The organism is Hymenobacter sp. NBH84 (assembly GCF_014217645.1).
Lineage (GTDB): Bacteria > Bacteroidota > Bacteroidia > Cytophagales > Hymenobacteraceae > Hymenobacter > Hymenobacter profundi.
Genome location: NZ_CP043644.1, coordinates 3,018,519 through 3,041,974 on the forward strand (window position 1 = coordinate 3,018,519; position 23,456 = coordinate 3,041,974).

Genomic DNA, 23,456 nt, shown 5'->3' on the forward strand with positions numbered 1-23,456 from the left:
GCTAGTTGTTCGGCGGCCGCGTAGCGGCCAAAGGTTTGTAGAGGAGCGCTACCTTAAAACACGCGCCGCGTAGCGGTGTAAGAATCAGCAAAGCTCCCCTTGCACCGCTACGCAGCCGCACACAGAACCCGCAACTGGCAACTCAATTAATCTTCAAAATAAATTATCGTCTGCTTTGGCTTCTTTCTGGATTCGGTGGGGTAGGGTGCTGCTGATGCTTTTGCTCGTGAGCGGCGCGCCGGCTAGCGCGGCCCCTACCCCTTCGCCTGCTCAGACAGCGCAAGCAGCCTCTCTACCCCCCATACGCCTGCGCCGCCCCGACCCCGAGCAACTACGGGACTTCCGCGCCCAGCGCGAGTTTCAATACGTGGAGGTGCGTAGCGAAATGAGTCCGTGGGACCTGTTCTGGGCGCGGGTGTGGGAGCGCGTGGGCGAGTGGCTGAGCAGCCGCAGCTACCACGGTTTCTGGCGCTACGTATTTTACGCCTTGTTTCTGGGCGCCTTGGTTTTCGTGATTTTAAAGCTATTGCAGGTAGACATCACGGGCGCTTTCGGCCGCAACCCACGCCGCGCCGCGCTGGCCTACGACACCGAGGCAGAAGACATTCACGCCCTCGACTTTCCTACCCTGCTGGCCGAGGCCGAAACGGCTGGCAACTACCGCTTGGCCGTGCGCCTGGGCTACCTGCAAGCCCTCAAGCAGCTCACCGATGCCGGCCACCTGGAATGGCAGCCCGATAAAACCAACCTCACCTACGAGCACGAACTGCCAGCCGGCCCCCTCCGCACGGCTTTCGCGGAAGTGTCGCGGCAGTTTGAGTACGTGTGGTACGGCGAGCTGACCCTTACGCCCGAGCACTACGCCCACACCCGCGGCAGCCGGCAAGCCCTGCTAGCCCAACTCAGCGACCGACGCGCCGCTTAACGCTACTGTTCCTCATGACAACATTTCGCTGGTATTTGCTGGGACTTGTGGCGCTGTTTGTGGGCTACGTGGCGCTGGAATATTACCGCCCCAAGCCCATCGACTGGACGCCTACCTTCCGCAACCAGGATAAAATCCCGTACGGCACCTACGTGCTCTACCAAACGCTACCCGAGGTGCTGGGCGCGCGCGTGCAGCCCGTGCGCCTCCCCATCTACAACCAGCTGGCAGATGATTACGCCGACCCCGCAGAAGCCAACGAGCTGGAAACGGACGAGTTGGAAGCGGAGGAGCTGGAAATGGAGGAGCCGAAAGCCGATACGGCTGCGCTGCCGGCGCCAATAGTTGCCGCGCCTCTCACGGCGCTGCCGCTCGCCGAGCGCAGCCAGTACGTCTTCATCCACTCCGAATTCAACGTTAGCCGCCCCGACTTGCACACGCTGTTGCGCTACGTGGCGCGGGGCAACACGGTCTTCATTGCCGCCAACGAGTTTTCGCGGGTCCTGCGCGATACGCTGCATTTCAGCACGCGCACATTTCTGGCCCAGGATACGCTCGGCAATGCCCTACCCTCCGACTCTGTCACGCTGCGCCTGCTGGCCCCTACCCTGCGGCGGGCGGCGGGCCCGCAGTTTCGCTACCCGCTCCTAAACGCCTCCACGCGCCTGCTCAACGACAGCCTCGGGCAGTTGCAACCCTTGGCCGTGGACGCCCGCAACCGCCCTGTGCTGGCACGTTGCGCCTACGGGCACGGCTACTTCTACCTTAGCTCGGTGCCAATGGCGTTTACCAACTACTTCGTACTGCGCCCGCAAACCAGCGACTTCGCCTACGCTGCTCTTTCCTACCTGCCGGCCGGCCGCACTACCCTGTGGGACGAATATCAGAAGCAAGGTCGTGAGGGCCAGCAAAGCCTGTTGCGCGTGCTCCTAGCGCATGATTCGCTGCGGGTAGCCTACTACTTATTTTGCGTGGGTGTACTGCTTTTTATGGTGTTTGAGGCTAGGCGGCGCCAGCGCATTATTCCTGTGTTGCGGCCGCTGCCCAATACTACGCTGCTGTTCACGCGCACGGTGGCGTCGCTCTACCGCCAGGGCAGCAACCACGCCCTTATTGCCGAAAAGAAAATCGATCTGTTTCTGGACTACGTGCGCACCCGCTTTCAGGAGCCTACTTCTGACCTCAACGACGAAGCTTTCCGGGAGCGAGTAGCGCAGAAAGCCGGCGTACCCCGCCCGCAGGTGGATGCATTGTTGCGCCGAATTAACTTTATTCGCACGGCTCCGGCTGTATCAGATCAGGAGCTGCTGCGCTTGAGCAAGGAATTGCAGCAGTTCAAAAGGTCGTCTCGATAGAATTGTATTAAACACTAAAATATAATTTTATTCATTTTGCATTATTTTAATAAACACCTCTAAAGCATTATTACATATAATAAACAAAAATATAGCTTATGCATAATTTAATTATTCCATTCTAACTCTCTGCTTCTACTTTATCTCATGGAATCTAATTCTACTCCTGAATTCTCATCTGAGCCTACCCAACCTACCCCGCCGGTAGCCGAATCCTTCACCGCAGCCCGCACCGACTTCAGCCGCCTGACGACGGCAGTAGCAGCCATCCGCCAGGAGATGGGGAAGGTAATCGTGGGTCAGCATGATTTGCTGGAAATGCTGCTCACCGCCATTCTGGCCGATGGGCACGTGCTGTTAGAAGGCGTGCCGGGGGTAGCCAAAACGCTCACCGCCAAACTACTCGCCCGCACGCTGGACGTGCCCTTCAGTCGCCTCCAGTTCACGCCCGATCTGATGCCCTCCGACGTGCTGGGCACCTCGGTTTTCCGGCCTAACACCGCCGATTTCGAGTTTCGGCCCGGCCCCATTTTCGCCAGCGTGGTGCTGATTGACGAAATCAACCGCGCGCCTGCTAAAACGCAGTCGGCGCTCTTTGAGGTGATGGAGGAACGTCATATCACGCAAGACGGCACCACCTACCCCATGCAGGAGCCCTTTGTGGTGCTGGCGACCCAAAACCCAGTGGAGCAGGAAGGCACCTACCGTCTACCCGAGGCCCAACTCGACCGTTTCCTGTTCAAGCTGCACGTGGGCTACCCTACCCTGGAGGATGAAATAGCCATCTTGCAAGGCCACCACGCGGGCTTCGGCGGCACGCCGCTGGAGGTGGTGCAACAGGTGCTGTCGGCGGAAGATATTGCGGCCCTGCGCCGGCAGGTGCGCCAGCAGCGCGTGGAGCCAAAGCTGCTGGAATACATTGCCCGCCTGGTAGGCCAGACGCGCGCCCACAAAGGCCTCTACCTGGGCGCCTCGCCGCGGGCTTCGCTGGCCCTACTCAACGGCGCCAAAGCCCTGGCCGCCCTCCGCGGCCGCGACTTCGTGACGCCCGACGACGTGCAGTTTCTGGCCCCCGCCGTGCTGCGCCACCGCATCCTGCTCACGCCCGAGCGCGAGATGGAAGGCCTCACGGCCGATGAGATTGTGAAACAGATTGTGCAGCAGATTGAAGTGCCACGGTAGAATCAATGAGTAGAAAATATCTGTCATCCTGAGCTTGCGAAGGACCTTTTCACGCGAGAACGACTATCGTATCAACGACTCGTTCTCGCGTGAAAAGGTCCTTCGCAAGCTCAGGATGACAGACGCTTTTCGCACGCAGCTCACATCTCGCCTCTGAAACCCGATGAAATCCCTCTTCCTCACCACCCGCTTTTTCATCCTGCTTGCGGCGCTGATAACCGGCTTCGTGGTGGCCTTTTTCCTACCCTCGTTGTTAGGACCGATGCAGGTAGTGCTGGGGTTGCTGATGGTGCTGGCGGCACTGGATCTGCTGCTGCTGTACGCTCCCGGCGCTAATGGCGGCGGGCAGGTGTTTGGGCGGCGGGTGCTGGGCGAGAAGCTTGCAAATGGTTCCGACAACGACATTGCCATCTACCTCGAAAACCGCTACCGCTTCGCCGTTCATACCAAAACCATTGACGAGATTCCGCACCAGTTTCAGCGGCGCGACGTGCTGTTTCGGGCGGCCCTGAAGGCGGGCGAAACGCGGGTGATTCACTACCAACTGCGGCCTACCAAGCGCGGCGAGTATTCGTTTGGGGCTGTGAATGTATTTGTGGCGTCGCCACTAGGGCTGGTGCGGCGACGCTTCCGCTACGGGCAAGAGCAGATGGTGCCGGTGTATCCGTCGTTTTTGCAGATGCGGCAGTACGAGCTGCTGGCCATCAGCAACCGCCTCACGGAGGTAGGCGTGAAGCGCATCCGGCGGGTAGGCCAAAGCATGGAGTTTGAGCAGATTCGCCCCTACGTGGCCGGCGACGACCCGCGCAACATCAATTGGAAAGCCTCGGCCCGCCGCGCCGGCACCGGCATCGACTCCCTGGTGGTCAACCACTTTCAGGACGAGCGCGCCCAGCAAGTGTATTGCCTGATTGACAAAGGCCGGGTGATGCGGATGCCGTTCCACGGCCTCAGCCTGCTCGACTATGCCATCAATGCTACCCTGGTGGTCAGCAACATTGCCCTGCTCAAGCACGACAAGGCCGGACTCGTCACGTTTGCCAACAAGTTGAGCGCCTTGGTACCCGCCGAACGCCGCAGCGGCCACCTGCGCAAGCTGCTGGAGGTGCTGTACCGCCAGCGCACCAAGTACCTCGAAACCAGCTTCGAGACGCTGTATACGGCTGTCAAAACCAACATTCGGCAGCGTAGTTTGCTGATTCTATTCACCAACTTCGAGACGCTGAGCGGGATGCAGCGCCAGCTACCCTACCTGCGACGCCTGGCTAAGGACCATTTGCTGCTGGTGGTGTTCTTCGAGAATACGGAGTTGCACCAGTTCTTAGACGCGCCTGCCCAAACGACGGAGGAAGTCTACAACCAAACTATTGCTGAAAAATTCGCCCAGGAGAAACGACAAATTGTACTGGAATTGCAGCGCCACGGGATGCACGCGCTGCTCACGGCGCCCGAGCAACTCACGGTGAATACGCTCAACCGCTACCTGGAATTCAAGGCGCGAGGGCTGATTTAAGGATTCCTCGCAGAGGTTCGGAGTGTTCTAACGCATGTCTGCAAGAAATACCGGGAACTACGCCAGCAGGCATTTTGCATCGGGAGAACTACCTTGCAGTTCTCCCATCTCTGTCTGCGTATGCTTTTTTCTCTTCGTTGCGGGCTGTTACTGCTCGTTTCACTGCTGCTTGCGGTGGTCGGTCAGGCTCAACAAGTGCCTACTTCCTCCTCCACGCACAACCTGATGCCAGTGGCAGCGCAGGCCACCTGGGGCGCGGCGCGGCTGCCGTTACGCGCTACCTTCACCTACCGCATCACCGCCGAAACCCAACCGGATAGCACCGTAGCGGCTGCCGCACGGCGCGTACAAACCCGCTTGCTCCGACAGCTCGGCACGGCGCGACCAACCGCCAAAACAGCAGCCAGCAAAACGGCCCCTACCCTCAGCATCCGCTATGGCAAGCCGGGGCGTATGGAAAAGGGTGATGAGGAGCGTTACGCTCTGCGTGTAACACCGATGGGCATTGCCCTCACTGCCCCTACCAGCCTGGGCGCCCTGCGCGGCCTGGCCACGCTGGAACAGCTCGTGACGAAGGAGAAAAACGCGCTGTATTTCCCCGAAGTCGATATTCAGGACCAGCCGCGGTTTGGGTGGCGGGGGCTGCTGATTGACGCGGCCCGCCACTTCATGCCCGTGTCCGTCATTAAGCGCAATCTGGATGCCATGGCGGCTGTGAAGCTGAACGTGCTGCACTGGCATTTGTCGGATGATCAGGGCTTTCGAGTGGAAAGCCAGCGGTTGCCTCGCCTGGCGCAGGTAGGCGGCGAAGGGCAATTTTACACGCAGGCCCAGGTGCGGGAGGTGCAGCGCTACGCGGCGGCGCGGGGCATTCGGGTGGTGCCGGAGTTCGACATGCCGGGCCACGCCACGGCTTGGCTGGCTGCCTACCCCGAGCTGGCTTCCAACGACTCCACCTACGGCGTAGCCACCCGCTGGGGCGTGCTCAACATCGCCATGGACCCTACCCGCGAAACCACCTATGCGCTGATAGACACATTATTGGGCGAGATGACGCAACTGTTTTCCGACCCCTACTTCCACATTGGCGGCGATGAAAACGATGGCCGGCAGTGGCTGCGCAACCCGCGCATTGTGCAGTTTATGAAGGACCAGAAGCTGGTGAAAAGCAACGGGCAGCCCGACAAACACGCTCTGCAAACCTACTTCAACCGCCGCATCCTGACTATGCTCACCAAGTACAACAAGAAGATGATAGGCTGGGACGAAATTCTAGGGCCGGGCCTACCCGAATCGGCTGTCATCCAAAGCTGGCGCGGTAAAAAGGGCTTGTATGATGCGGTAAAGACCAACCATCCGGCCATCCTCTCCAACGGCTACTACATCGACCTAAATTACTCGGCCGCCAGTCACTACGCCGTGGACCCGCTGCCTGCCAATGCGCCCCTCACCGAGGCCCAGAAAAAGCTGGTTCTGGGTGGTGAGGCTACCATGTGGGCTGAATTCGCAGATAGCGTTGTTGTGGATAGCCGCATCTGGCCCCGCACCGCGGCCATTGCCGAGCGGTTCTGGTCGCCGGCTACAGTTACCGACGTGCCGGATATGTATCGCCGCCTTGCCATTGTATCGACACAATTAGAACGGCTGGGTATACGCCATCGGCGCGTTCCAGAGCAATTGCTGCGCGAGCTGGCGGCTGGGCAAAACGTGGCCCCGCTCCGTACGTTTGCCAGCGTGCTGGAGCCGGTGAAGGAGTATAAGCGCCACTTTCAGGGAATGAAATACACGACCCAAACCCTGCTCAACCGCCTGGTAGACACTGCCCCCGCTGAGTCGGACGCGGCGCGAGAGTTTGGGGTAGCGGTAGATGCCCTATTGGCGCAGGTAGGCGCCACGTCTGCCTCTCCCCTACCTGCCGAAGCGCTACCCGCGCTGGCGGCGGTGCGGGCGCCGCTCATTCAGTGGCAGGCCAACGATGTGAAATTGCAGCCGCTCTTCAACACGTCGGCCAGTTTGCGTGAGTACGGCCCGCTTTCGGCCCGCCTCAGCGCGCTCTCGGCGCTGGCCTTGGAACGGTTGCAATTGTTGGAACAAGGCAAGGCCCCTACCACTGCCTGGAAAGCCAGCGCGCAGCAACAGTTAGAAGCTGCTAAAGCGCCGGCTGGGCAGGCAGAGTTGGCGGTGCTGCCCGCGCTGCAACGGTTGCTGAACGGATTGCCATAGATCTTCCTTTCTGTCCTCCTGAGTGGAGCGAAGGACCTTCTCACGTGAGCACGAGTCGTTAGCACGTCTATCGTTCCAGCGTGATAAGGTCCTTCGCTGCGCTCAGGATGACAAAACAGTACTCTGAAGCCCCGTAAATTAAAACAACACCGATACCTGCATCCTACCCGTGTGCACGGCTTGCAGGCCGTTGGGTTTGCGGCCGTCGTAGGCTACCGTGATGTTGAGGCCATTGCTGAGGCGCTGTTCCAGGTTCAGGTTCCAGGTGATGTTGTTGCCGGGGCGCAGGGCTTGCAGGATTTCCAGGCCCACCACCGAGGCCACATCGCCGTCGAACCCTACCCGCACGTAGCGCGTGGCGGCCGTGATGGTGCGCTTGCTTACCTGGCTCACACGGGTTTCAATACCTAGCTGATCGAAGGCACCGCGGGCGTCGGCATCGGTACCATCCTTGAAGGTATTCTGCTTCACGGTGCGCAGGTAGGTACCCGTGAAGCGCAGGGTGCTGCTAGGTTGGTAGCTGATTTCGGGGGCTACCTCGTAGAGCCGCAGCCGGTAGTTGCGCGTGTCCAGGTAGCTCGACTCGTTGCCACGCACGCTCCGCGACACCGTGAAGCGCCCCGTAAACTGCTGGGCCAGCGTACGGCGCAACAACAAGCTCTGCGAAGCCAGGTTCCGAATATCGAAGCCCTGCGTAAGTAGTACTTTCTGTTGCGTTTGCTGGGCCGTCAATTCTGCCCCAAAAATTGGGTTGGAGCGATTGAAGTACAGCGTGTTGCGCAACAGCTTGTTCATCCCTAGCAGTTGGTTGTCTTCTACTTGGTAAGAAAATGGATTCAGGCGCGCCCCCAGGCTGTTATCGGTGGTACGGCTGTCGAGCGTGACGGTGGTAATGGCCGAAAACCGCGCCACGAAGCTCAGCAGCTTACCTGCATCGCGCCAGCCGCGGGGTGCGGTGGTACTCAGGCGGTAGCTCAGACGGTTGGTGTATGCCGTGATGTACTGATCGGTGGGTAGATACACTTTGATATAGGTGCGGTACTGCGCATCCGAGGTAGGCGCCTCGAAGAACTCGTCTTTGTCCTGGCGGCCGTTGCCGTTGGCGTCGCCGCCGTAGTAATGCGTGCCCTGCCCATTGGTGACGGGTAGGAAGGAGTAGTCCCGCCGCAACTCGCGGCCGGTAGCCACGCTGTAATTCAGCTCCGAGCGAAACACGTTATCGAGGAACGTCGCGTTCCAGTCTACCTTGCCCAGCACCGTGCGCTGGCGGGCGCTGTCGCGGGCTATCAGGTCGCGGTAGGTGGCCACCAGCGCAATATCCTGGTTGCGGCCGATGCGACTAGCCAACGAGCCCTGCCAGGTTTGGCCGCGGCCGCGGGTTTGCAGCTCGTTGTTGAGGGGCGTCTGGTCGCGGCGGTAGGTGTAGTCGAGGCGGAAGCGGGTGCGAGCTGAGTCGCGGCTCTGCACAAACACCTGGTGCTCGTCGTAGTAGTTGGCCGTGAATAGTGAGTCGCCGTTGGGTAGGGCCACGCGGTTTTTATCGAAGCGGTAGGCGTAGCCGGGTACCACGGGGCCGGCTACGTAGCGCGCCGTGGCCTCGCCTCGCGCCCACTGCGACTCCCGACGCCCTACCTGCGCGTTCAGCAAAAACAAGTTGCCGCGCAGTTGCACGTCGCCTAGCTGGTGAGCCGCCTCCAGCCAGTGTTGGGTGCCGTCTACCTCCGTGGCGCGGTAACGCCGACTCAGGCGGTAGCTGATGCTGTTATTGATATCCTTCACCGCGCCCACCGAAAAATTCAGGATGTTGTCTTCCCGCGGCGTCAGGCTATTGGTGTTGGTCTGAGCGGCCACCGTCCCGCTAATGTTGTTGCTCCAGTTGCGGTCAAACTCGATGTCGCGGTAGCGGTCGATGGGCGAAAATCGGTGACTAGTATACTCAAACGTAAGGTCACTCTGCAAGCGGTAGTCGCGCAGGCCCGGCAGGTTGATGCGGCGATTCTGCACGGCATAGCCCACGCGCATGGCCTGTCCCTGCGCCACCTCCGGCGAGAATCGGTTCACATCCAGCTGCGACGACGCCACGTCCACAAAAACGCTGGCCGTCGAATCGACTTGATACGTGGCCCCGGCCGTGGCCATTTGCTTGAGCAGTGGGGTAGGCAGCAGGCGCACCGGCGCGTAGCTGCCCTGCGGCACGCCGTTCAGGGGCTCTATATAGCGGTACACCTGCCCGTTGGCGCTGGCATTAGCCGTGCTCACGATGTAATCCCCTCGGTTAGGCCCCAGGTTGGTGAAGCGCACATTATACACGCCGCGTAAAGTGTCGGCCCCCGTGGCAAACTGGTACACCACACGCCGGTTGCCGTTGTCGTCAGTCACCACATTACGGTTGTACTGCACCTGGTTGCGGTTATACGTCACGGAGTCAACGCCGGAGGTAGTCGCAAGACTCACGTCGTTGCCGATACTGCGCAGGCGGGCGCGGTCGGCTTCGCTCAGCGTTAGGTTGGGCGAATTGTCGGGGTTGTCGGCCTCGCGGTAGTAGTTGGCCCGCACCTGCAACTTGCCCAGCTGCTGGTAGTGGCTGAGAGTAGTGAGCGAGCGGGAGTAGTTGAAATCGGAATACTCAAACTCTACCTTGATGCGCGAATTACTGGTAATGAGATGGTTGGGCGTAAACGTAATTTCCGCCTGGTTGTAGTCCACAATGTAGTCGAAGTCGAAACCCCGCGTCAGCAGGCGGCCATCCAGGTACACGCGCTCGGAGTTGGCGAGCAGGATGATGAACTGCTCGCCATTGGGGCCGCGCATCCGGTAGGGTCCCTGCACGTTGTCGATGGGTAGCACGTCGATAGAGGCAAACTTGCCCTTGGCCACGCCAGCCGCCACCAGTGTGCTGCTACGCGTCCGCGGCCCCTGCTTAAAGTTGGCTTCAATTGCCGCGCCCTGAATATTCTTGTAGTAGCGCAGGAAGTAATCGGGCTTGTTGCGCAGCACCACGTCGCCGGCCGTCAGGCTCCAATTGGGGTGCGTGAGCGTTACGTAAATCCGGTCGAACTCCTGCAACTGCTGTGTGTTGCCCTCCGGCTGAAACGGCACATTCTGATCAGAAATGGCGGCCGTCAGGTTGATTTTATCCGTCAGCTTGCCTTCCAATTGCAAGTTCAGCGCTGAGTTCACGAACACGTTCTGCGTGTTGCCAAACGATACGCCCCGTGACAAATTTCCGGTTTTGTTGATGCCCGGCGTGCTCAAAATCTGCTCCTTCACCGCAAAATCCTCGTACCCTACGGGCTTCTCCCGAAACGCCACGCTATCCAACAAGCTGCGCGGGCGTCGGTAGCGCGGCGCGGTCAGCGCCAGCGGCAGCACCCGGTAGCACACCAGCACCGAGTCGGCCTCCTGGCGGGGTAGGATTAGATCAGGCTGCCCCGGCTCGGGCGAGGGGTAGCGCGTGCGCTGGCGCAGGAACTGGTAGGTGTCGGTGCGAACATCGTAGGCCACCGTATGCCCCGACACCGTTACGGAGGTAGGCACCACCGTCAGCGAATCGGGTAGGCGAAACGTGGCCGTATCGCGGGCGGGCGCCAGCTGTACCCAGCGGCAGCGACGGGTACTGGGCGGCCCGGCCTCTTGGGCCAGCAGCGGCCCCCGCGCCGCCAAGAATAGCAACAACAGGCAGCCCCAGCGCAAGAATTGACGCGTAAAGCTTTTCCTCATGCCATTCAGTTTCGGCCCTTACTTAGTTGCTACCTAACGCACATCTACCCACGATTCGTGCCGAGTGGTGAAATAGTGAAGTTGTGAACTGGTGAATTTGACATTAGAGAGGCGCACTTTATGCAAGTGCTGCTGTCAGAATATCAAAATGACCAGTTCACAACTTCACTATTTCTCGGGGGCCAGGGGCAGCTCTACGAAGAACGTGGTGCCTACCTCCTCTTCCGTTTCAAACCAGATGCGCCCACCCGCGCTTTCGATACCGCGTCGGGCCACGGCTAGGCCGATGCCCGAACCTTGCTCTTTGGTGGTGAAATTCGGCTTAAAAATCTTGTCCTGTACTTCCAACGGAATGCCGGCGCCGTTGTCTTGCACGCAAATCAACAGGTGCTGCCCATCGGGCTGATATTCCAGCCATAAGCCCACATCGGGGTGCTGCCCCAGCGGCACCGCCTGTAACGCATTGATCAATAAGTTATTGAATGTACGAACCAGCAGATTTTCGTCGGCAAACACTTCGTAGTTGCCGCTATCAGCATCATCCGGCAGCAGCAGGTAGAGGTGGCCGCCGATGGCATTGCTCTGATGCAGACTCACGCACCGCCGCAGAATCGGGATGATATCCAGGCGCTCGGGACGCATGGCGGGCAGGTTAGTGAAGGTGCTGAACGAGGTAGCAATATCCGAGAGCACGTCAATCTGCGTGATGAGCGTCTGCGAAATCTTGCCAATCAGCTCCTGCACGTTGGGCCGATGCTCGGCAATGGCTTTCTGCAAATACTGCAACGAAAGCTTCATCGGCGTGAGCGGATTCTTGATCTCGTGGGCCACTTGTCGGGCCATTTCGCGCCAGGCAGCTTCTTTTTCCTGCGCGGCCAGTTCCAGCTTACTGGCTTCCAGTTTCATCAGCATGCCGTTGTACTCGCGCACCAGTAGCCCAATCTCATCAGCCGAGTTATATTCCAGCAGCTCGTTGCGGTCCGTCAGGGTAGTTTGTTTCAGCTTGGCCGTGATGAGCTTGAGAGGGGCCGTGAGAATGCGCGAGGCTACAAACGTCAGAATCAGGAACAGGATAAACATCACCGTGAAGATGTTCAGACTGGTTGATATCAGCTCGATCAGCTTGCCGTCTAGGTCTTTCTCGGAGTCGAAGAACGGGATACCCACATAGCCGATAACGGGTGCCGGTTTGCCAGCGCGCACCGTCCCGGCGCGCAGGGGTAGGTAGAGCGCGTTGAACGACAACGTACCAGCGTGCTCGGTCAACAGCTTGCGCGGCTGCCCGTGCTCGGCCAACGCAGCCATGGCCTGTGGGTTCATCAAGGGGCTCAACAAACCCGCCTCAAAAATGAGCGGCTGACTGCTTACCTGCAACATGCCGTGGGCATCGTATAGGTTCAGGTCAGTATCGGTAATGCTGGCTACGTTGTCGGCCAGGTCGATAATGGCGCTGTGGTTGGCAGAATCGGTGAGGGCGGAGCGGTTGCGGAGCAAGCTTTCCTGCACGGCCTTGCCGCGGCGCTCGTAGGCGCGCAGCAGGTCGCGCTTATAAGAACTGGTCACCTGGCTGGCCGTCGCCACGCTCACAATTAACAGCGGCACCAGAATCCCGAAGTTCAGAAACAGTTGAATCTTGGTGCTGAAATTGGTTCGGAACACCTCAAGCGATTGGCCTTGTGCCAAGGTATAAATGCCAATGCACACCAGCCAGAAGAACGTGTGCAGCAGAAATAGGAAAGAGAAGTTGGCCAGCCAATTGGCAAACGAGTACGTGGTCGTGGTCACGATAACCAAGCGTTGCTGCGGCCCCCGCACGCCCAGGTGGTGAAATCCATTGATAGCCAGACCCGTTGTGTAGAGCCTACTATCATTCAATACACTATTGGTCAGCTGGTTTACGTAGTCAAAATCGCCCTCGCTGTATACTAACTGATTATTTTCGTAGCCAGCGTAACTTAGCTCCGGCCCTAGTCCAGGCTGAAAAAACTTCTGGTCGATCAGCAGTTCGGGCACTACGCTGTAGGCGGTCAACTTCTTGAGAGACAGTTCTAGTACAATGGTGCTCTCCCGGCTGCTGTCGGCCGGCACAGGCACCAGGGCCACGTAGCGCCGCGTGCTGAACGAGTTGCTACCCCGAATTAGGTAGATGCCTTCTTGGTCTGTGAGCGTGGCATTGGCAAGCAGACGGCGGCGCAGAGCGGGTAGGGCTACGCTGCTATCAGCGGTTGTGCCCGAGGGGCCAAACAGCGTGACCACCACCTCGTATTTATCGAAATAGTCGCGCAAGTAGTACTTGTCGATTTTCTGCCGGACTACCTCCTGGTTGGCAAACGGATTAGCCAATACCTTTTGGATGCGCGGATCAGCAGCCATTTGGCGCGTGCGTTCGGCCAACAGGTATTCTCCTTGCAAATCGTTATCAATTAGCAAATTGCCTGCTATCTTTTGCTTGGATAGAATCAGTTGCTGATCAGCATACTCGTACAAAGCCAGCGCCCCCACAGCCGATATCACGGCCAGCATCAGGAAAATAAATAGGTAAATCTGATACGGTACTACATTCACCAGTTGCTTCAGCCCAGTGAGGCGCAGCACCGCGAAGAACAACAGCGCCAGCCCCAACAGCGTGAGGTAGGGCTGATTAAGGATGAGCCCGGTTGGTAGGAAAAGCAGCATGAAAAAGCTCAGCAGCACCACATCCGATACCTTGGAGGTAGGTCGCACCGCCGCCGTAAACAGCTGCGACAACAGGAAAAAGCCTACCATATAGGCTCCCCCGTGTAGCACCAGCGCCAAACACAACAGCACTTTGAAACCGCTCACCTGAATGCTCTGCGTGATATCGAGCACTAGTTGGGAGTTGTTGAAGCTATTGGAAAAGAACTGATACAGCAGCACCATCAGCCCAAAATAGCCCAGCACCGCTATTATGCCCAGCAACAGCCGCACTAGTTGGTTGCGCACCTGCCGCACCCGCCGCACTATCCGGTAGCGCCGGAACAGCAAGAGTGCGTAGTAAGACCCCACTAACAACAAAAGCGCATTGATTAGCAAATCGCCCAGTGAAGGCGAAAGCCAGGAAGCCGCATACACTCGCGGGTCGAATAGAGGTAGCTCAATCAGCGAAAAAGGTAGGCCCGCAAAGAGCAATGCCGCCCGCAACACCACTAGCGCCAGAATTACTACAATGGCACCGCTGAGAGCTTTGTCTGCCCGAAAGCGTCGCCGCGCCATTTGCCACCAGCACAATAGGTAGCAACTCAGGCCCAACAACAGTAAAAAGCACGGTAGGTATTTACCCGTGATGGGGTTAGGCTGAAGACTTTCGACTGAGAAGAGGTATTCTCCTGCATCGGTATACAAGCGGGGTAGGCGCTGATTGGTGCTATTTGGCACCAGCCGGATATTCATCCCCCGGAATAGTGCCTGCCCGGCGCCGTTGCGCAGGTAGCGGTTGCTGATACCATAGTGCTGCTCCAGCGGCACGTAGGTGATAATGGTGTATGGCCCCAGCACTTGGCGAAGCACCAAGTAGTGCCCGAAGCGCATTTCCACCATCTTCTCCCGAAACTCCTCATCTACCAGCGCCTGATCTGGCTCGATGGTATGATCGGACCAGCTTACCAGTTGCTCACCCTCATACACAAAGCAAGGGTAGGTCGTATGGCTTACCAGCTCCCCAAAAGTTGGCTTGTATTTACGCAAGTTGTCTACCACTTCCTCCGCCTCATAGCGCGCCGTTAATTCGGCTTCCGTCAGCAGGTTCTGTAGCCGCAGTGCATCGGCCCGGAACAAAGACCCGGAACGCTGTGCGTACTGATTACTGACATAGGCCCCAGCGAAACACAGAACGGCCGCCAGCAGCAGAAACAACGGAGAAAAACGAGTCGATTTTAACAAGGCAGAAGGCTAACTAACACCAAGCACTACAGCGCAAACCTACCCGGAAGCTAACAAAAATGCCGCCATTTGGCGGCATTCACTGCTTAATACAATAGTTGCGCGTAGAATGCAATCTAGCTTCTACTGCTGCGCAGCTTTCTTCTTTTGCACGTTGCGATACCAGAAATACCCTACTGTACCCATTAACAGGTAAGGAACCGTCATGAGGTAGACGATGCCTTTGTTTAGACCTGTTACGTCGTAGCCGTCTTTTTCCGTACGCGACGACTCTACCTGTGACTTACACAGCACGCACTGGGCCTGTGTTGCCAACGGAAGTAAACTAAGCAACGTGCTCAGCAGCAACAGAAATACACTGGATTTGATGGCCTTTTTCATATGATTTGAACACCTAAGTAGGCGTTAAGTTTCAACTCCGACAATTGTTTTACGCTAACGGCTATTACGTGTAATAGGGTGCAATCATGAAGTACACGATAACCCCCGTAACGGACACATACAGCCAAATAGGGAAAGTCCAGCGGGCTATCCGGCGGTGCTTAGCAAATTGCTGCGTCAGCGCATAATATAGCGTGAAAAGCACCAGGGCTACCGTTACGGCTGCCAGCACAATGTGCGTTAGCAACAGGAAGTAATATACCCCTCGAATAGCCCCTACCCCGCCAAACTTCGTGACGATGCCCTGCGAGTGATACGCTACGTACGACACCAAGAACAACGACCCAAGTAGGAAGGCTATGCTCATCATAGCGCGGTGACGCGCTACATCCTTTAGCCGGATGAAGTAGTATCCGAGTATTAGAAAAAACAGCTGTCAGAGAGTTCAATCCGGCATTCACAGCCGGCAGCATCTTCACGTTAGCGCCTTCTACCTTCAGAATACCCGGAAAGAAGTATAGTACGGCAACGGCCAACGGTATCACTGCACCCAGTACGCCAGCTAAAATCTTGTATTTGGTAGTACCGCTAGGATTAGCGGTCTGCGTCGTCGTGCTCATAGATGTACAATAGAACGCCTATTTCGGTCAGCAACCGTTCAATCTCCTTGTGCTTGGTACCGTCGTAAATGCCGCGTATCTGTTGGTCGCGGTCTATTAGAAACAGATTCGACGTCTGAATCGTGCTGTTTGTAGCGGTTGGTAAATGGTAATCATCAGCCACGCGACGCATTGTTGCGCTGTCACCCGCCAGAAACCACCATTTGCCGGCAATAGCACCATACTGTTCAGCAGCCTTCTCGGGCGTGATACCGGCGGTTAAGTACGTGACTAACTTCACCTGAGAATCTTGCCGATACAGCTCCTGCACGCGGGCCAGCTGCGCAATGGGCTCGGGCGAGGCGCCAGGACAATTAGCACACAAGAATCCTGCTACATATAGGCCACGACCCGCTATTTCCGCTATAGCTTCTGGATGCCCAGATTGCGAGGTTAGACCGAAGCTGTTCAGGTGGTGATAAACAGTATCGCGCTGCCACTTTCCGCCAACTTGTGTTGAATCAACACGTTCGGGGAAGAAAGTTGGCAGCGCGTAATGATTGGTGCCGAAGCTTTTCAGAAACAGAAAAGCTAGGACGGGCACAAGCAGCATGAGGCCCAACAACAGGGTTTGCCGGGGCCGCATAGATTAGCTACTGAATGTATGCTGAAGCAACTCGCCAGCGTAAGAACCTTCCGTTACCAGAGCAACCAACAACCAGATAAGTAACGCAACTGGAATCAAAATGCTCCAGATAAGGCCTTTCGTCTCGTGCTTTAAGTGCATAAACTCAGCTACGATGAAGAAAGCCTTGAAAATAGTTAGCACGATATAGATGCTATTGCGTAAGGTGCTGGATGGCATCGTAAAGGCAATAACGAACTCAACGGCCGTGATGCCTACTAGTACCCAGAAGGTTTTCCAGATCCAGCCGGTATTGGGCTTCGGAATCTCCCGTATCTCGTTGTGCTGAACTTCGACGTGATGTGCCATTATAACTAAATGGTTGAATTACTGAATGGGTAAATGGCTGGTCGTCCCAACGCGCTGTTGGACGACCAGCCATTTAAGTTTACGATTAAACGAGGTAGAAGAAGGTGAAAACAAACACCCAAACCAAGTCTACAAAGTGCCAGTAGAGACCGATTTTCTCTACCATTTCATAATGGCCACGCTTCTCAAAGGTGCCATTGGTAGTAGCAATAAAAGCCCATACCAACAAGCAGACACCCGAGAATACGTGCGTACCGTGGAAACCCGTGATAAAGAAGAATAAGTCACCAAAGAGTACCGGTCCATACTGGTTCATGGTCAAATTAGCACCATGGAACATGGTTCCGTCGCTCATCAGCGTACCTTCTTCGTGGCCGCTGATGAAGTGGCTCCACTCCCAGGCTTGAGAACCTAAGAACGTAGCGCCGAACAGAATAGTCCATAGCAGCCACTTCTGCACATCATTCTTGTCCATGCGGTGGCCAGCTTCCACAGCCAGTACCATCGTCACAGAGCTGAAGATGAGAATCATGGTCATCAACGCCACGAAGGCCAACGGTAGATCTACACCGTGGAAGCCAGGGAAGGCATTAAATACCTTCTCGGGAATGGGCCAGTAGGCAGTCGAGAATTCAAAATTTTCGACATCACCCACATACACCGGATTGCGGTGGCGGATCATGCCGTAGGTGGTCAGGAACGCGGCGAACGTGAAGGCATCCGACAGCAGAAAGAACCACATCATCAGCTTGCCGTAGCTCGCCTTGAAGGGTTCGTTACCGCCATCCCAAGTGCCGGAACGTGGCTGTTCGAGTTCGACCGAATTCGTCGTGGGGGCCAGCGTTGAGGAAGAAGTGGACATACTATGCGGGGTAAGACAATACTAGTGGTTCAAAAGTAGGAACAAATACAGGTACAACCAAAGCCCACCGAGGAAGTGCCAGTAGATAGTCGCATTGCCTATCGAGAGCATCTGCTTGGAATGTACTTCATAGCGCAAGCTTTTGCGGAGCACAACCCACAGAAAAATAAGGCCTGTAACGAGGTGGAAGGCGTGTACGCCCATGAGCACGTATACGAACGAACCAGAAGGATTGGCGTCGGTACCGCCGAAGAAAATTCGGCTGGCTACTAATTCTCCCCACACATTCCACTGTCCTACCAAGAAGGCTAGACCTAATATAAAGGTCAGAATCAGTGCAATCCGAACTTGTTTGATGCTGTTGCGCCGGGCTGCCATAAAAGCCCACTGCATTGTACCAGAACTTGCTAAGATAATAGCGCTGTTGATGGCCAGCGCCATGGGTAGGGCAAATTCCAGCCAATTGCCTTCATCGCGCCGCACAATATAAGCACTGGTGTAGGCAGCAAAAATCATAGAGCTGCTGATCATCAGCAGAATCAGTTGCAAGCGGTACGGGTGCTGACCAGTACCGGGTTCTTTAGCGGTTAAAACTTCAGAGGTATGCATACTTGAGTAGGTTACAGTTTATCGAATACCAACGCAATCTGTACAATAGGCAGGTATAGAAACGAGCCGAACATGATGCTCATCGCCGCTTTCTTGGAACAGGTACGCATGAGATAGAACGTTTGCCCTAGGAATAAAACTCCACATACCACAGCAATTATTCCGTAGGTAGTGCCCGTCATGTGAAAGACCGTTGGCAACAGGCTCAGCGGAATCAGCACCAGCGTGTAGGTCATAATCTGGATGGCCGTGCGCAGGTCTTTACCACCTGGGGTAGGCAGCATTTTGAAACCAGCTTTCTTGTAATCATCGTCCAATACCCAGGCAATGGCCCAGAAGTGCGGGAATTGCCACATAAACTGAATTCCGAATAAAATCCAGGCCTCTACCCCTAATATGCCGGTAGCGGCTACCCAGCCAATCATAGGCGGCATTCCGCCCGGAATAGCACCAACGGCCACACATATCGGTGAGATTGTTTTGAGCGGCGTGTAGATGAACCCGTACAGAATCAACGAAAGCAATGACAACGCCGCGGTCAGAGGGTTGAAGAAGTAGGCTAAGATTCCTAATCCTAATAAGCCGGTTACAAGGACAAACACCCAGCCTTCCGCGATGCTTATTACTCCCGTGGGAATAGGGCGCTTGGCGGTGCGCTTCATAAGCTTATCGAGGTCCTTCTCAAAAATTTGATTAATGGTATTGGCCGAGCCTGTAACCAGCAAGCCGCCTACCAATACCAACAGTGCTTTACCCAGATCAAGCTCATGAGCCCCCAGTAGGTAACCAATGGCGCTAGAAAAGGCTACCGTGAGGGCCAGACGAAACTTGAGTAGCTGAAAAAACGCTCTGGCTTTAGACATCCGAGAGATTAGACTGATAATTGGCCGTTATACTCGACCAAACGCGGGGCGCAAAGTTACGCAACAACCCTTGGAAACGCGGCCTGCCCTACTGTTTTCCGAGCGTACCGGTAGGCCAACAACAAGACAAACTGCGCCCCGAACAATAGAGTACCCAACAAAAGATGCACTGGTTGAACTGCTGCTGGCAGGCTAAAATAAGCCAGTGTAACCCCAGCCAGAATCTCTACTACAATTACGCCAATGACCACAGTAGCTAAGCGTTGTAGGCGCCGATTAGGCTGCCGGTACAGCTGATAGACTACGTAAGCATTCAATAGCAGCAACACTGCTGAAAACGTGCGGTGTACTGCAAAAACGCTTCCTAATTGATCAATCCAGGTTTGTCGTTGCATATAGCCATTTGCAGTAGATACTAAGTCAACCTGTTCTCGTACCTGGGTTCCTAGCACTATCTGTGCAAACGTCAACACAACAATCAACCATAGCCAGCCCGACATTCCAGTTGCGACAGATGCTTCACTGCTCCTTTCTACCTCTATAGCCTCCCGCTGTGAGCGCTCTACCGCATAAATCAGCATAGCCACAATAAGTAGCGCCAACCCCATATGAATAGTTATCATAATGGGTAGCAAATTGGTAGAAACAACCAATGAACCCAGCCAGCCCTGTACTCCTGTCAGAATAAAAGCTGAAAATGCCAACCAGAACACTATTTGGTCGCGGCGCCAGTAGGGCCACGCCAAGACAGCCGTTAGAAACACAAACACACCAATTAAGGCGCCTACTAAGCGGTTTACATATTCAATCCAAGTTTTCACCGGGTTGAAATCTGTTTCTATGTACTGCGTAGGGTGTGCAAAAATATTGCTTGCTACCTGCTGAAAGCCGAAACGCTGTAGAGTAACTGCGAGTCGTTTGTTTTTGGCCACTCGTTGAGCTGTATACACTTCTTTGTAATCAGCTGGGAGCTGATTAATGTCGGTAGGTGGCACCCACATTCCGAAGCATTTCGGCCAATCGGGGCAACCCATACCGGAGCCTGTACTACGCACAATGCCTCCTACCAAGATCAACAAGTAAACCGATACAACAGTGAGTACACCGAAAAACCGAAACCGGCGAACAAAAGCAGGAGTGTGCATAGGTTATAAATCTTCTTACTAGTGAAACAAAGTTCACTGGCGTGTTGCTCCAGAAAATTGATTAAATGCCGAATTTATCTGAGCTAGCTATATCTTTCGGTTGATTAAATAAAAACGGGCCGCCGTAAATACAGCGGCCCGTTTGAAATACACTCAGGCGAAACTTAGTCAGCCATTTCTCGCTCGTAAGGCATGTTCGACGACTGCGTTTGCGAGAAAGGTACGTTCTGCGGAATGAAGTCCGTCTCAGCACCAGGCTTGCTATAGTCGTATGGCCAACGATACACAGCGGGGATAGCACCAGGCCAGTTACCGTGACCGGGAACAACCGGCGTAGTCCACTCCAACGTATTCGACTGCCAGGGATTCTCTGTAGCCCGACGACCGCGGAAGATGCTGTAGAAGAAGTTGAAGATGAAGATAAACTGCGCGAAGAAGGCCAAGATGGCAGCTACCGAAATGAATTTATTCAGGTCAGCAAACTGGCTGAATGTATCAAAACCGGTCCAAGAGTAGTAACGACGGGGAAAACCAGCAATACCTACATAGTGCATGGGTAGGAATACCAAATACACACCGAGGAAAGTCAACCAGAAGTGGATGTAGCCAAGCTTCTCGTCCATCATGCGACCAAACATCTTCGGGAACCAGTGGTATACACCAGCAAATAGGCCGAAGAAAGCAGAGCTACCCATCACTAAGTGAAAGTGAGCCACCACGAAGTAAGTATTGTGCATCTGAATATCCAGAGCAGCGTTACCCAATACAATACCCGTCAGACCACCAGATACGAACAGCGACACGAAGCCAATCGAGAACAACATAGCTGTCGTGAAGCGAATGTTACCCCGCCACAAAGTAGCCAGCCAGTTAAACGTTTTCACAGCTGAAGGCACCGCGATAATGAGCGTCAAGAACATGAAGACTGAGCCCAAAAAGGGGTTCATGCCTGTCACGAACATGTGGTGGGCCCACACGACGAAGGAAAGCAGTGAGATACCGAGAAGCGAACCAATCATAGCACGGTAGCCGAAAATAGGCTTACGAGCGTTAGTAGCCATGATCTCCGATACCATACCCATGGCCGGCATAATCACGATGTATACCTCGGGGTGACCCAGGAACCAAAACAAATGCTGGAACAAAATAGGGCTACCACCTGTGTTTGGCAATGCTTGGCCAGCAATGTAGATATCTGACAGGAAGAAGCTCGTACCAAACGAACGGTCGAAGATCAACAGCAAAGCAGCCGAGAAGAGCACGGGGAATGCCAGCAGACCCAACACAGCCGTCAGGAAAAACGACCAGATAGTGAGTGGCAGCTTCGACATCGACATACCGCGGGTACGCAGGTTGATGATGGTTGTGATGTAGTTAACACCACCTAACAATTGTGATACAATGAACAAAGCCATTGACACCAGCCATAGCGTCATACCAGCACCCGATCCTGGAATAGCTTGTGGTAAGGCGCTCAAAGGAGGATAAATTGTCCATCCAGCAGCAGCGGGACCCGTTTCTATAAATAGCGACGAAAACATAATCACACTGGATATAAAGAAGAACCAGTACGATAGCATGTTCATAAAGCCCGAAGCCATGTCACGAGCGCCTATTTGCAACGGAATCAGGAAGTTTGAGAAAGTACCGCTCAAACCAGCTGTCAGCACGAAGAATACCATGATAGTACCGTGCATCGTCACCAGCGCCAGATAAAACTCAGGATTCAGTTTACCAGCTTCCACCCATTTACCTAGTACCGGCGTCAGCCATTCCAGAGTTGCTTCAGGCCATCCAAGTTGCAAGCGGAACAAGCTAGAAAGTGTGCCGCCCAGAATGGCCCAAAAAATACCTGTGATGAGAAACTGCTTGGCAATTACTTTATGGTCTGTACTAAAGACGTACTTCGAAATAAAGCTTTGCTCGTGGTGCTCATCATTATGCAAATGATCTTCGTGTTCGGTATGCGGAACCGACACACCAATACCGCCTTGCGCCTGTGCGTTAGTAGGAATATTAGCAGCCATAGAGAAGCGTGCGTTAAAATGTAATTACAACGAAGCTGGAGTAGCCGATTGTACAGCGGCTGTAGCAGCCGGACCTACTGGAGCAGTTACTCCAATTGTTTTTTGATCTTGTGCTTTTTTCTTCAAGTTAGCCAGAATTTCAGGATTCTGTGACGAGAAGGATTTCTGCTGCGACAACCAAGCAATGTAGTCTTCTGGTTCCTCTACAATCACTTCCATTTTCATAGCAAAATGCCCCCGACCACATATCTGATTACATGCCATCTCATACTTAAAATTTGGATTACCCGTTTGAGCTCGCATCTCTTCCGTTGTCAGAGTAGGCGTGAACCAAAACTTAGTAGGCATACCAGGAACGGCATACATCTGCACCCGGAAGTGAGGCATATACACAGCATGCAGAACGTCGCGCGAACGAATCTTGAACATGATAGGGTGGCCTTTGGGAATATGCAAAGCACCTGAGGAGAATGTGATATCATCCAGTGAGCTTTGGTCACTTAGGTCGAGGCCAAAGTCATTAGAGGCATCAATCAAGCGATAATTCACAACCCCAAGCTTCTGGTCACGACCAGGATAGCGAGCCAACCAGCCAAACTGCTTGCCCATCACTTCGATAACTACTGAATCTTTAGGAGCAGGGCCTGTGATACGCGTCCATTCTTTCCAGCCAGCAAACACCAATGCAGCCATTACAACAGCTGGAATCAGCGTCCAGATAATCTCAATCTTATTGTTGTGCGCAAAGAAGAAAGCACGACGGCCTTCACGATGCTGATATTTGTAGGAGTACCCAAACAACAGTACCTGAGTTAGCACAAAGGCGATACCCAGAATAACCATTGTAGTCCAGAACATCTTCTCCAATGCATGGCCATGCACAGAAGCGATAGGTGGGTTCATGGCGTCGAAGCTATCCGCGAAAGACCACGCGAAAGCGGCACCACCTACAATAAGGAAAACCAAGAATAAAATCGCATTAACGCGGTTGCTTGTACCGATTTCGCGGTTAGAGCTACCCGAGAAAATGGATGTCAGAATCTGGAGGCGAAACAACAGGCCGAATACGACCAGCAGTAACACCAAGACCAGTAGAATACCAAGAGCAGTCATTTGTAAAGAAGTTAGAAGCTAGCAGCTGGAAATCGAAAGTGTCAT

17 protein-coding genes are annotated in these 23,456 nt (G+C 55.0%); 5 read left to right on the forward strand and 12 right to left on the reverse strand.

The annotated features are described in order from the left end of the window. Positions 1 to 175: 175 nt before the first annotated feature. From F1C16_RS12605 to F1C16_RS12625, 5 genes are all read left to right on the forward strand, one after another. Positions 176 to 925, forward strand: coding sequence for a DUF4129 domain-containing protein (locus tag F1C16_RS12605; protein ID WP_185281001.1), 750 nt, complete (start codon positions 176 to 178; stop codon positions 923 to 925). A 14-nt stretch (positions 926 to 939) separates the two neighbouring features. Next, positions 940 to 2,280: a DUF4350 domain-containing protein gene (locus F1C16_RS12610; protein WP_185281002.1), complete on the forward strand. Its 1,341-nt coding sequence runs from the start codon at positions 940 to 942 to the stop codon at positions 2,278 to 2,280. A 147-nt stretch (positions 2,281 to 2,427) separates the two neighbouring features. Then, positions 2,428 to 3,462, forward strand: coding sequence for a MoxR family ATPase (locus F1C16_RS12615; RefSeq protein WP_185281003.1), 1,035 nt, complete (start codon positions 2,428 to 2,430; stop codon positions 3,460 to 3,462). A 163-nt stretch (positions 3,463 to 3,625) separates the two neighbouring features. Next, positions 3,626 to 4,975 (forward strand): DUF58 domain-containing protein, encoded by a 1,350-nt coding sequence (locus F1C16_RS12620; RefSeq protein ID WP_185281004.1) that lies wholly within the window; start codon positions 3,626 to 3,628, stop codon positions 4,973 to 4,975. A 120-nt stretch (positions 4,976 to 5,095) separates the two neighbouring features. Then, positions 5,096 to 7,198: a beta-N-acetylhexosaminidase gene (locus tag F1C16_RS12625; protein WP_185281005.1), complete on the forward strand. Its 2,103-nt coding sequence runs from the start codon at positions 5,096 to 5,098 to the stop codon at positions 7,196 to 7,198. Positions 7,199 to 7,336: 138 nt separating this feature from the next. On the opposite strand, the gene F1C16_RS12630 is transcribed toward F1C16_RS12625, so the two are convergent. From F1C16_RS12630 to F1C16_RS12685, 12 genes are all read right to left on the reverse strand, one after another. Then, positions 7,337 to 10,918, reverse strand: coding sequence for a hypothetical protein (locus F1C16_RS12630; protein WP_185281006.1), 3,582 nt, complete (start codon positions 10,916 to 10,918; stop codon positions 7,337 to 7,339). Positions 10,919 to 11,086: 168 nt separating this feature from the next. Continuing rightward, positions 11,087 to 14,818 (reverse strand): HAMP domain-containing sensor histidine kinase, encoded by a 3,732-nt coding sequence (locus tag F1C16_RS12635; protein WP_185281007.1) that lies wholly within the window; start codon positions 14,816 to 14,818, stop codon positions 11,087 to 11,089. A gap of 123 nt (positions 14,819 to 14,941) precedes the next feature. After that, the gene (locus tag F1C16_RS12640; RefSeq protein WP_185281008.1) at positions 14,942 to 15,199 is read right to left on the reverse strand and encodes a hypothetical protein; all 258 of its coding nucleotides are present in this window, start codon (positions 15,197 to 15,199) and stop codon (positions 14,942 to 14,944) included. Between the two features lie 64 nt (positions 15,200 to 15,263). Beyond that, entirely contained in the window at positions 15,264 to 15,569 is a 306-nt protein-coding gene (locus F1C16_RS23025) for a DUF420 domain-containing protein (protein WP_258048896.1), read from the reverse strand. 224 nt (positions 15,570 to 15,793) lie between these two features. Beyond that, complete coding sequence (locus F1C16_RS12650; RefSeq protein WP_185281009.1) at positions 15,794 to 16,411, reverse strand: SCO family protein; 618 nt, start codon at positions 16,409 to 16,411, stop codon at positions 15,794 to 15,796. Between the two features lie 36 nt (positions 16,412 to 16,447). After that, entirely contained in the window at positions 16,448 to 16,792 is a 345-nt protein-coding gene (locus F1C16_RS12655) for a cytochrome C oxidase subunit IV family protein (protein ID WP_185281010.1), read from the reverse strand. Between the two features lie 85 nt (positions 16,793 to 16,877). Beyond that, positions 16,878 to 17,654 carry a cytochrome c oxidase subunit 3 gene (locus F1C16_RS12660; protein WP_185281011.1) on the reverse strand — a complete coding sequence of 259 codons (777 nt, stop codon included), beginning with the start codon at positions 17,652 to 17,654 and terminating at the stop codon, positions 16,878 to 16,880. Between the two features lie 21 nt (positions 17,655 to 17,675). Beyond that, complete coding sequence (locus F1C16_RS12665; RefSeq protein ID WP_185281012.1) at positions 17,676 to 18,263, reverse strand: cytochrome c oxidase subunit 3; 588 nt, start codon at positions 18,261 to 18,263, stop codon at positions 17,676 to 17,678. An 11-nt stretch (positions 18,264 to 18,274) separates the two neighbouring features. After that, on the reverse strand, positions 18,275 to 19,126 hold the full coding sequence (gene cyoE, locus F1C16_RS12670) for a heme o synthase (protein WP_185281013.1): 852 nt from the start codon (positions 19,124 to 19,126) through the stop codon (positions 18,275 to 18,277). Positions 19,127 to 19,182: 56 nt separating this feature from the next. Beyond that, positions 19,183 to 20,271, reverse strand: coding sequence for a heme A synthase (locus F1C16_RS12675; RefSeq protein WP_185281014.1), 1,089 nt, complete (start codon positions 20,269 to 20,271; stop codon positions 19,183 to 19,185). A 164-nt stretch (positions 20,272 to 20,435) separates the two neighbouring features. Beyond that, entirely contained in the window at positions 20,436 to 22,298 is a 1,863-nt protein-coding gene (locus tag F1C16_RS12680) for a cbb3-type cytochrome c oxidase subunit I (RefSeq protein WP_258048897.1), read from the reverse strand. 24 nt (positions 22,299 to 22,322) lie between these two features. Then, on the reverse strand, positions 22,323 to 23,411 hold the full coding sequence (locus F1C16_RS12685) for a cytochrome c oxidase subunit II (protein WP_185281015.1): 1,089 nt from the start codon (positions 23,409 to 23,411) through the stop codon (positions 22,323 to 22,325). Positions 23,412 to 23,456: the final 45 nt, after the last annotated feature.

Excerpts from the sequence above, each read along its gene's own strand:
- F1C16_RS12665 (WP_185281012.1), bottom strand. The coding sequence starts at position 18,263 with ATGCATACCTCTGAAGTTTTAACCGCTAAAGAACCCGGTACTGGTCAG.
- F1C16_RS23025 (WP_258048896.1), bottom strand. The coding sequence starts at position 15,569 with ATGATGAGCATAGCCTTCCTACTTGGGTCGTTGTTCTTGGTGTCGTAC.
- F1C16_RS12625 (WP_185281005.1), top strand. The coding sequence starts at position 5,096 with ATGCTTTTTTCTCTTCGTTGCGGGCTGTTACTGCTCGTTTCACTGCTG.
- F1C16_RS12610 (WP_185281002.1), top strand. The coding sequence starts at position 940 with ATGACAACATTTCGCTGGTATTTGCTGGGACTTGTGGCGCTGTTTGTG.
- F1C16_RS12620 (WP_185281004.1), top strand. The coding sequence starts at position 3,626 with ATGAAATCCCTCTTCCTCACCACCCGCTTTTTCATCCTGCTTGCGGCG.
- F1C16_RS12650 (WP_185281009.1), bottom strand. The coding sequence starts at position 16,411 with ATGCTGCTTGTGCCCGTCCTAGCTTTTCTGTTTCTGAAAAGCTTCGGC.
- F1C16_RS12655 (WP_185281010.1), bottom strand. The coding sequence starts at position 16,792 with ATGGCACATCACGTCGAAGTTCAGCACAACGAGATACGGGAGATTCCG.
- F1C16_RS12685 (WP_185281015.1), bottom strand. The coding sequence starts at position 23,411 with ATGACTGCTCTTGGTATTCTACTGGTCTTGGTGTTACTGCTGGTCGTA.
- F1C16_RS12630 (WP_185281006.1), bottom strand. The coding sequence starts at position 10,918 with ATGAGGAAAAGCTTTACGCGTCAATTCTTGCGCTGGGGCTGCCTGTTG.
- F1C16_RS12615 (WP_185281003.1), top strand. The coding sequence starts at position 2,428 with ATGGAATCTAATTCTACTCCTGAATTCTCATCTGAGCCTACCCAACCT.
- F1C16_RS12675 (WP_185281014.1), bottom strand. The coding sequence starts at position 20,271 with ATGCACACTCCTGCTTTTGTTCGCCGGTTTCGGTTTTTCGGTGTACTC.
- cyoE (WP_185281013.1), bottom strand. The coding sequence starts at position 19,126 with ATGTCTAAAGCCAGAGCGTTTTTTCAGCTACTCAAGTTTCGTCTGGCC.
- F1C16_RS12640 (WP_185281008.1), bottom strand. The coding sequence starts at position 15,199 with ATGAAAAAGGCCATCAAATCCAGTGTATTTCTGTTGCTGCTGAGCACG.
- F1C16_RS12660 (WP_185281011.1), bottom strand. The coding sequence starts at position 17,654 with ATGTCCACTTCTTCCTCAACGCTGGCCCCCACGACGAATTCGGTCGAA.
- F1C16_RS12680 (WP_258048897.1), bottom strand. The coding sequence starts at position 22,298 with ATGGCTGCTAATATTCCTACTAACGCACAGGCGCAAGGCGGTATTGGT.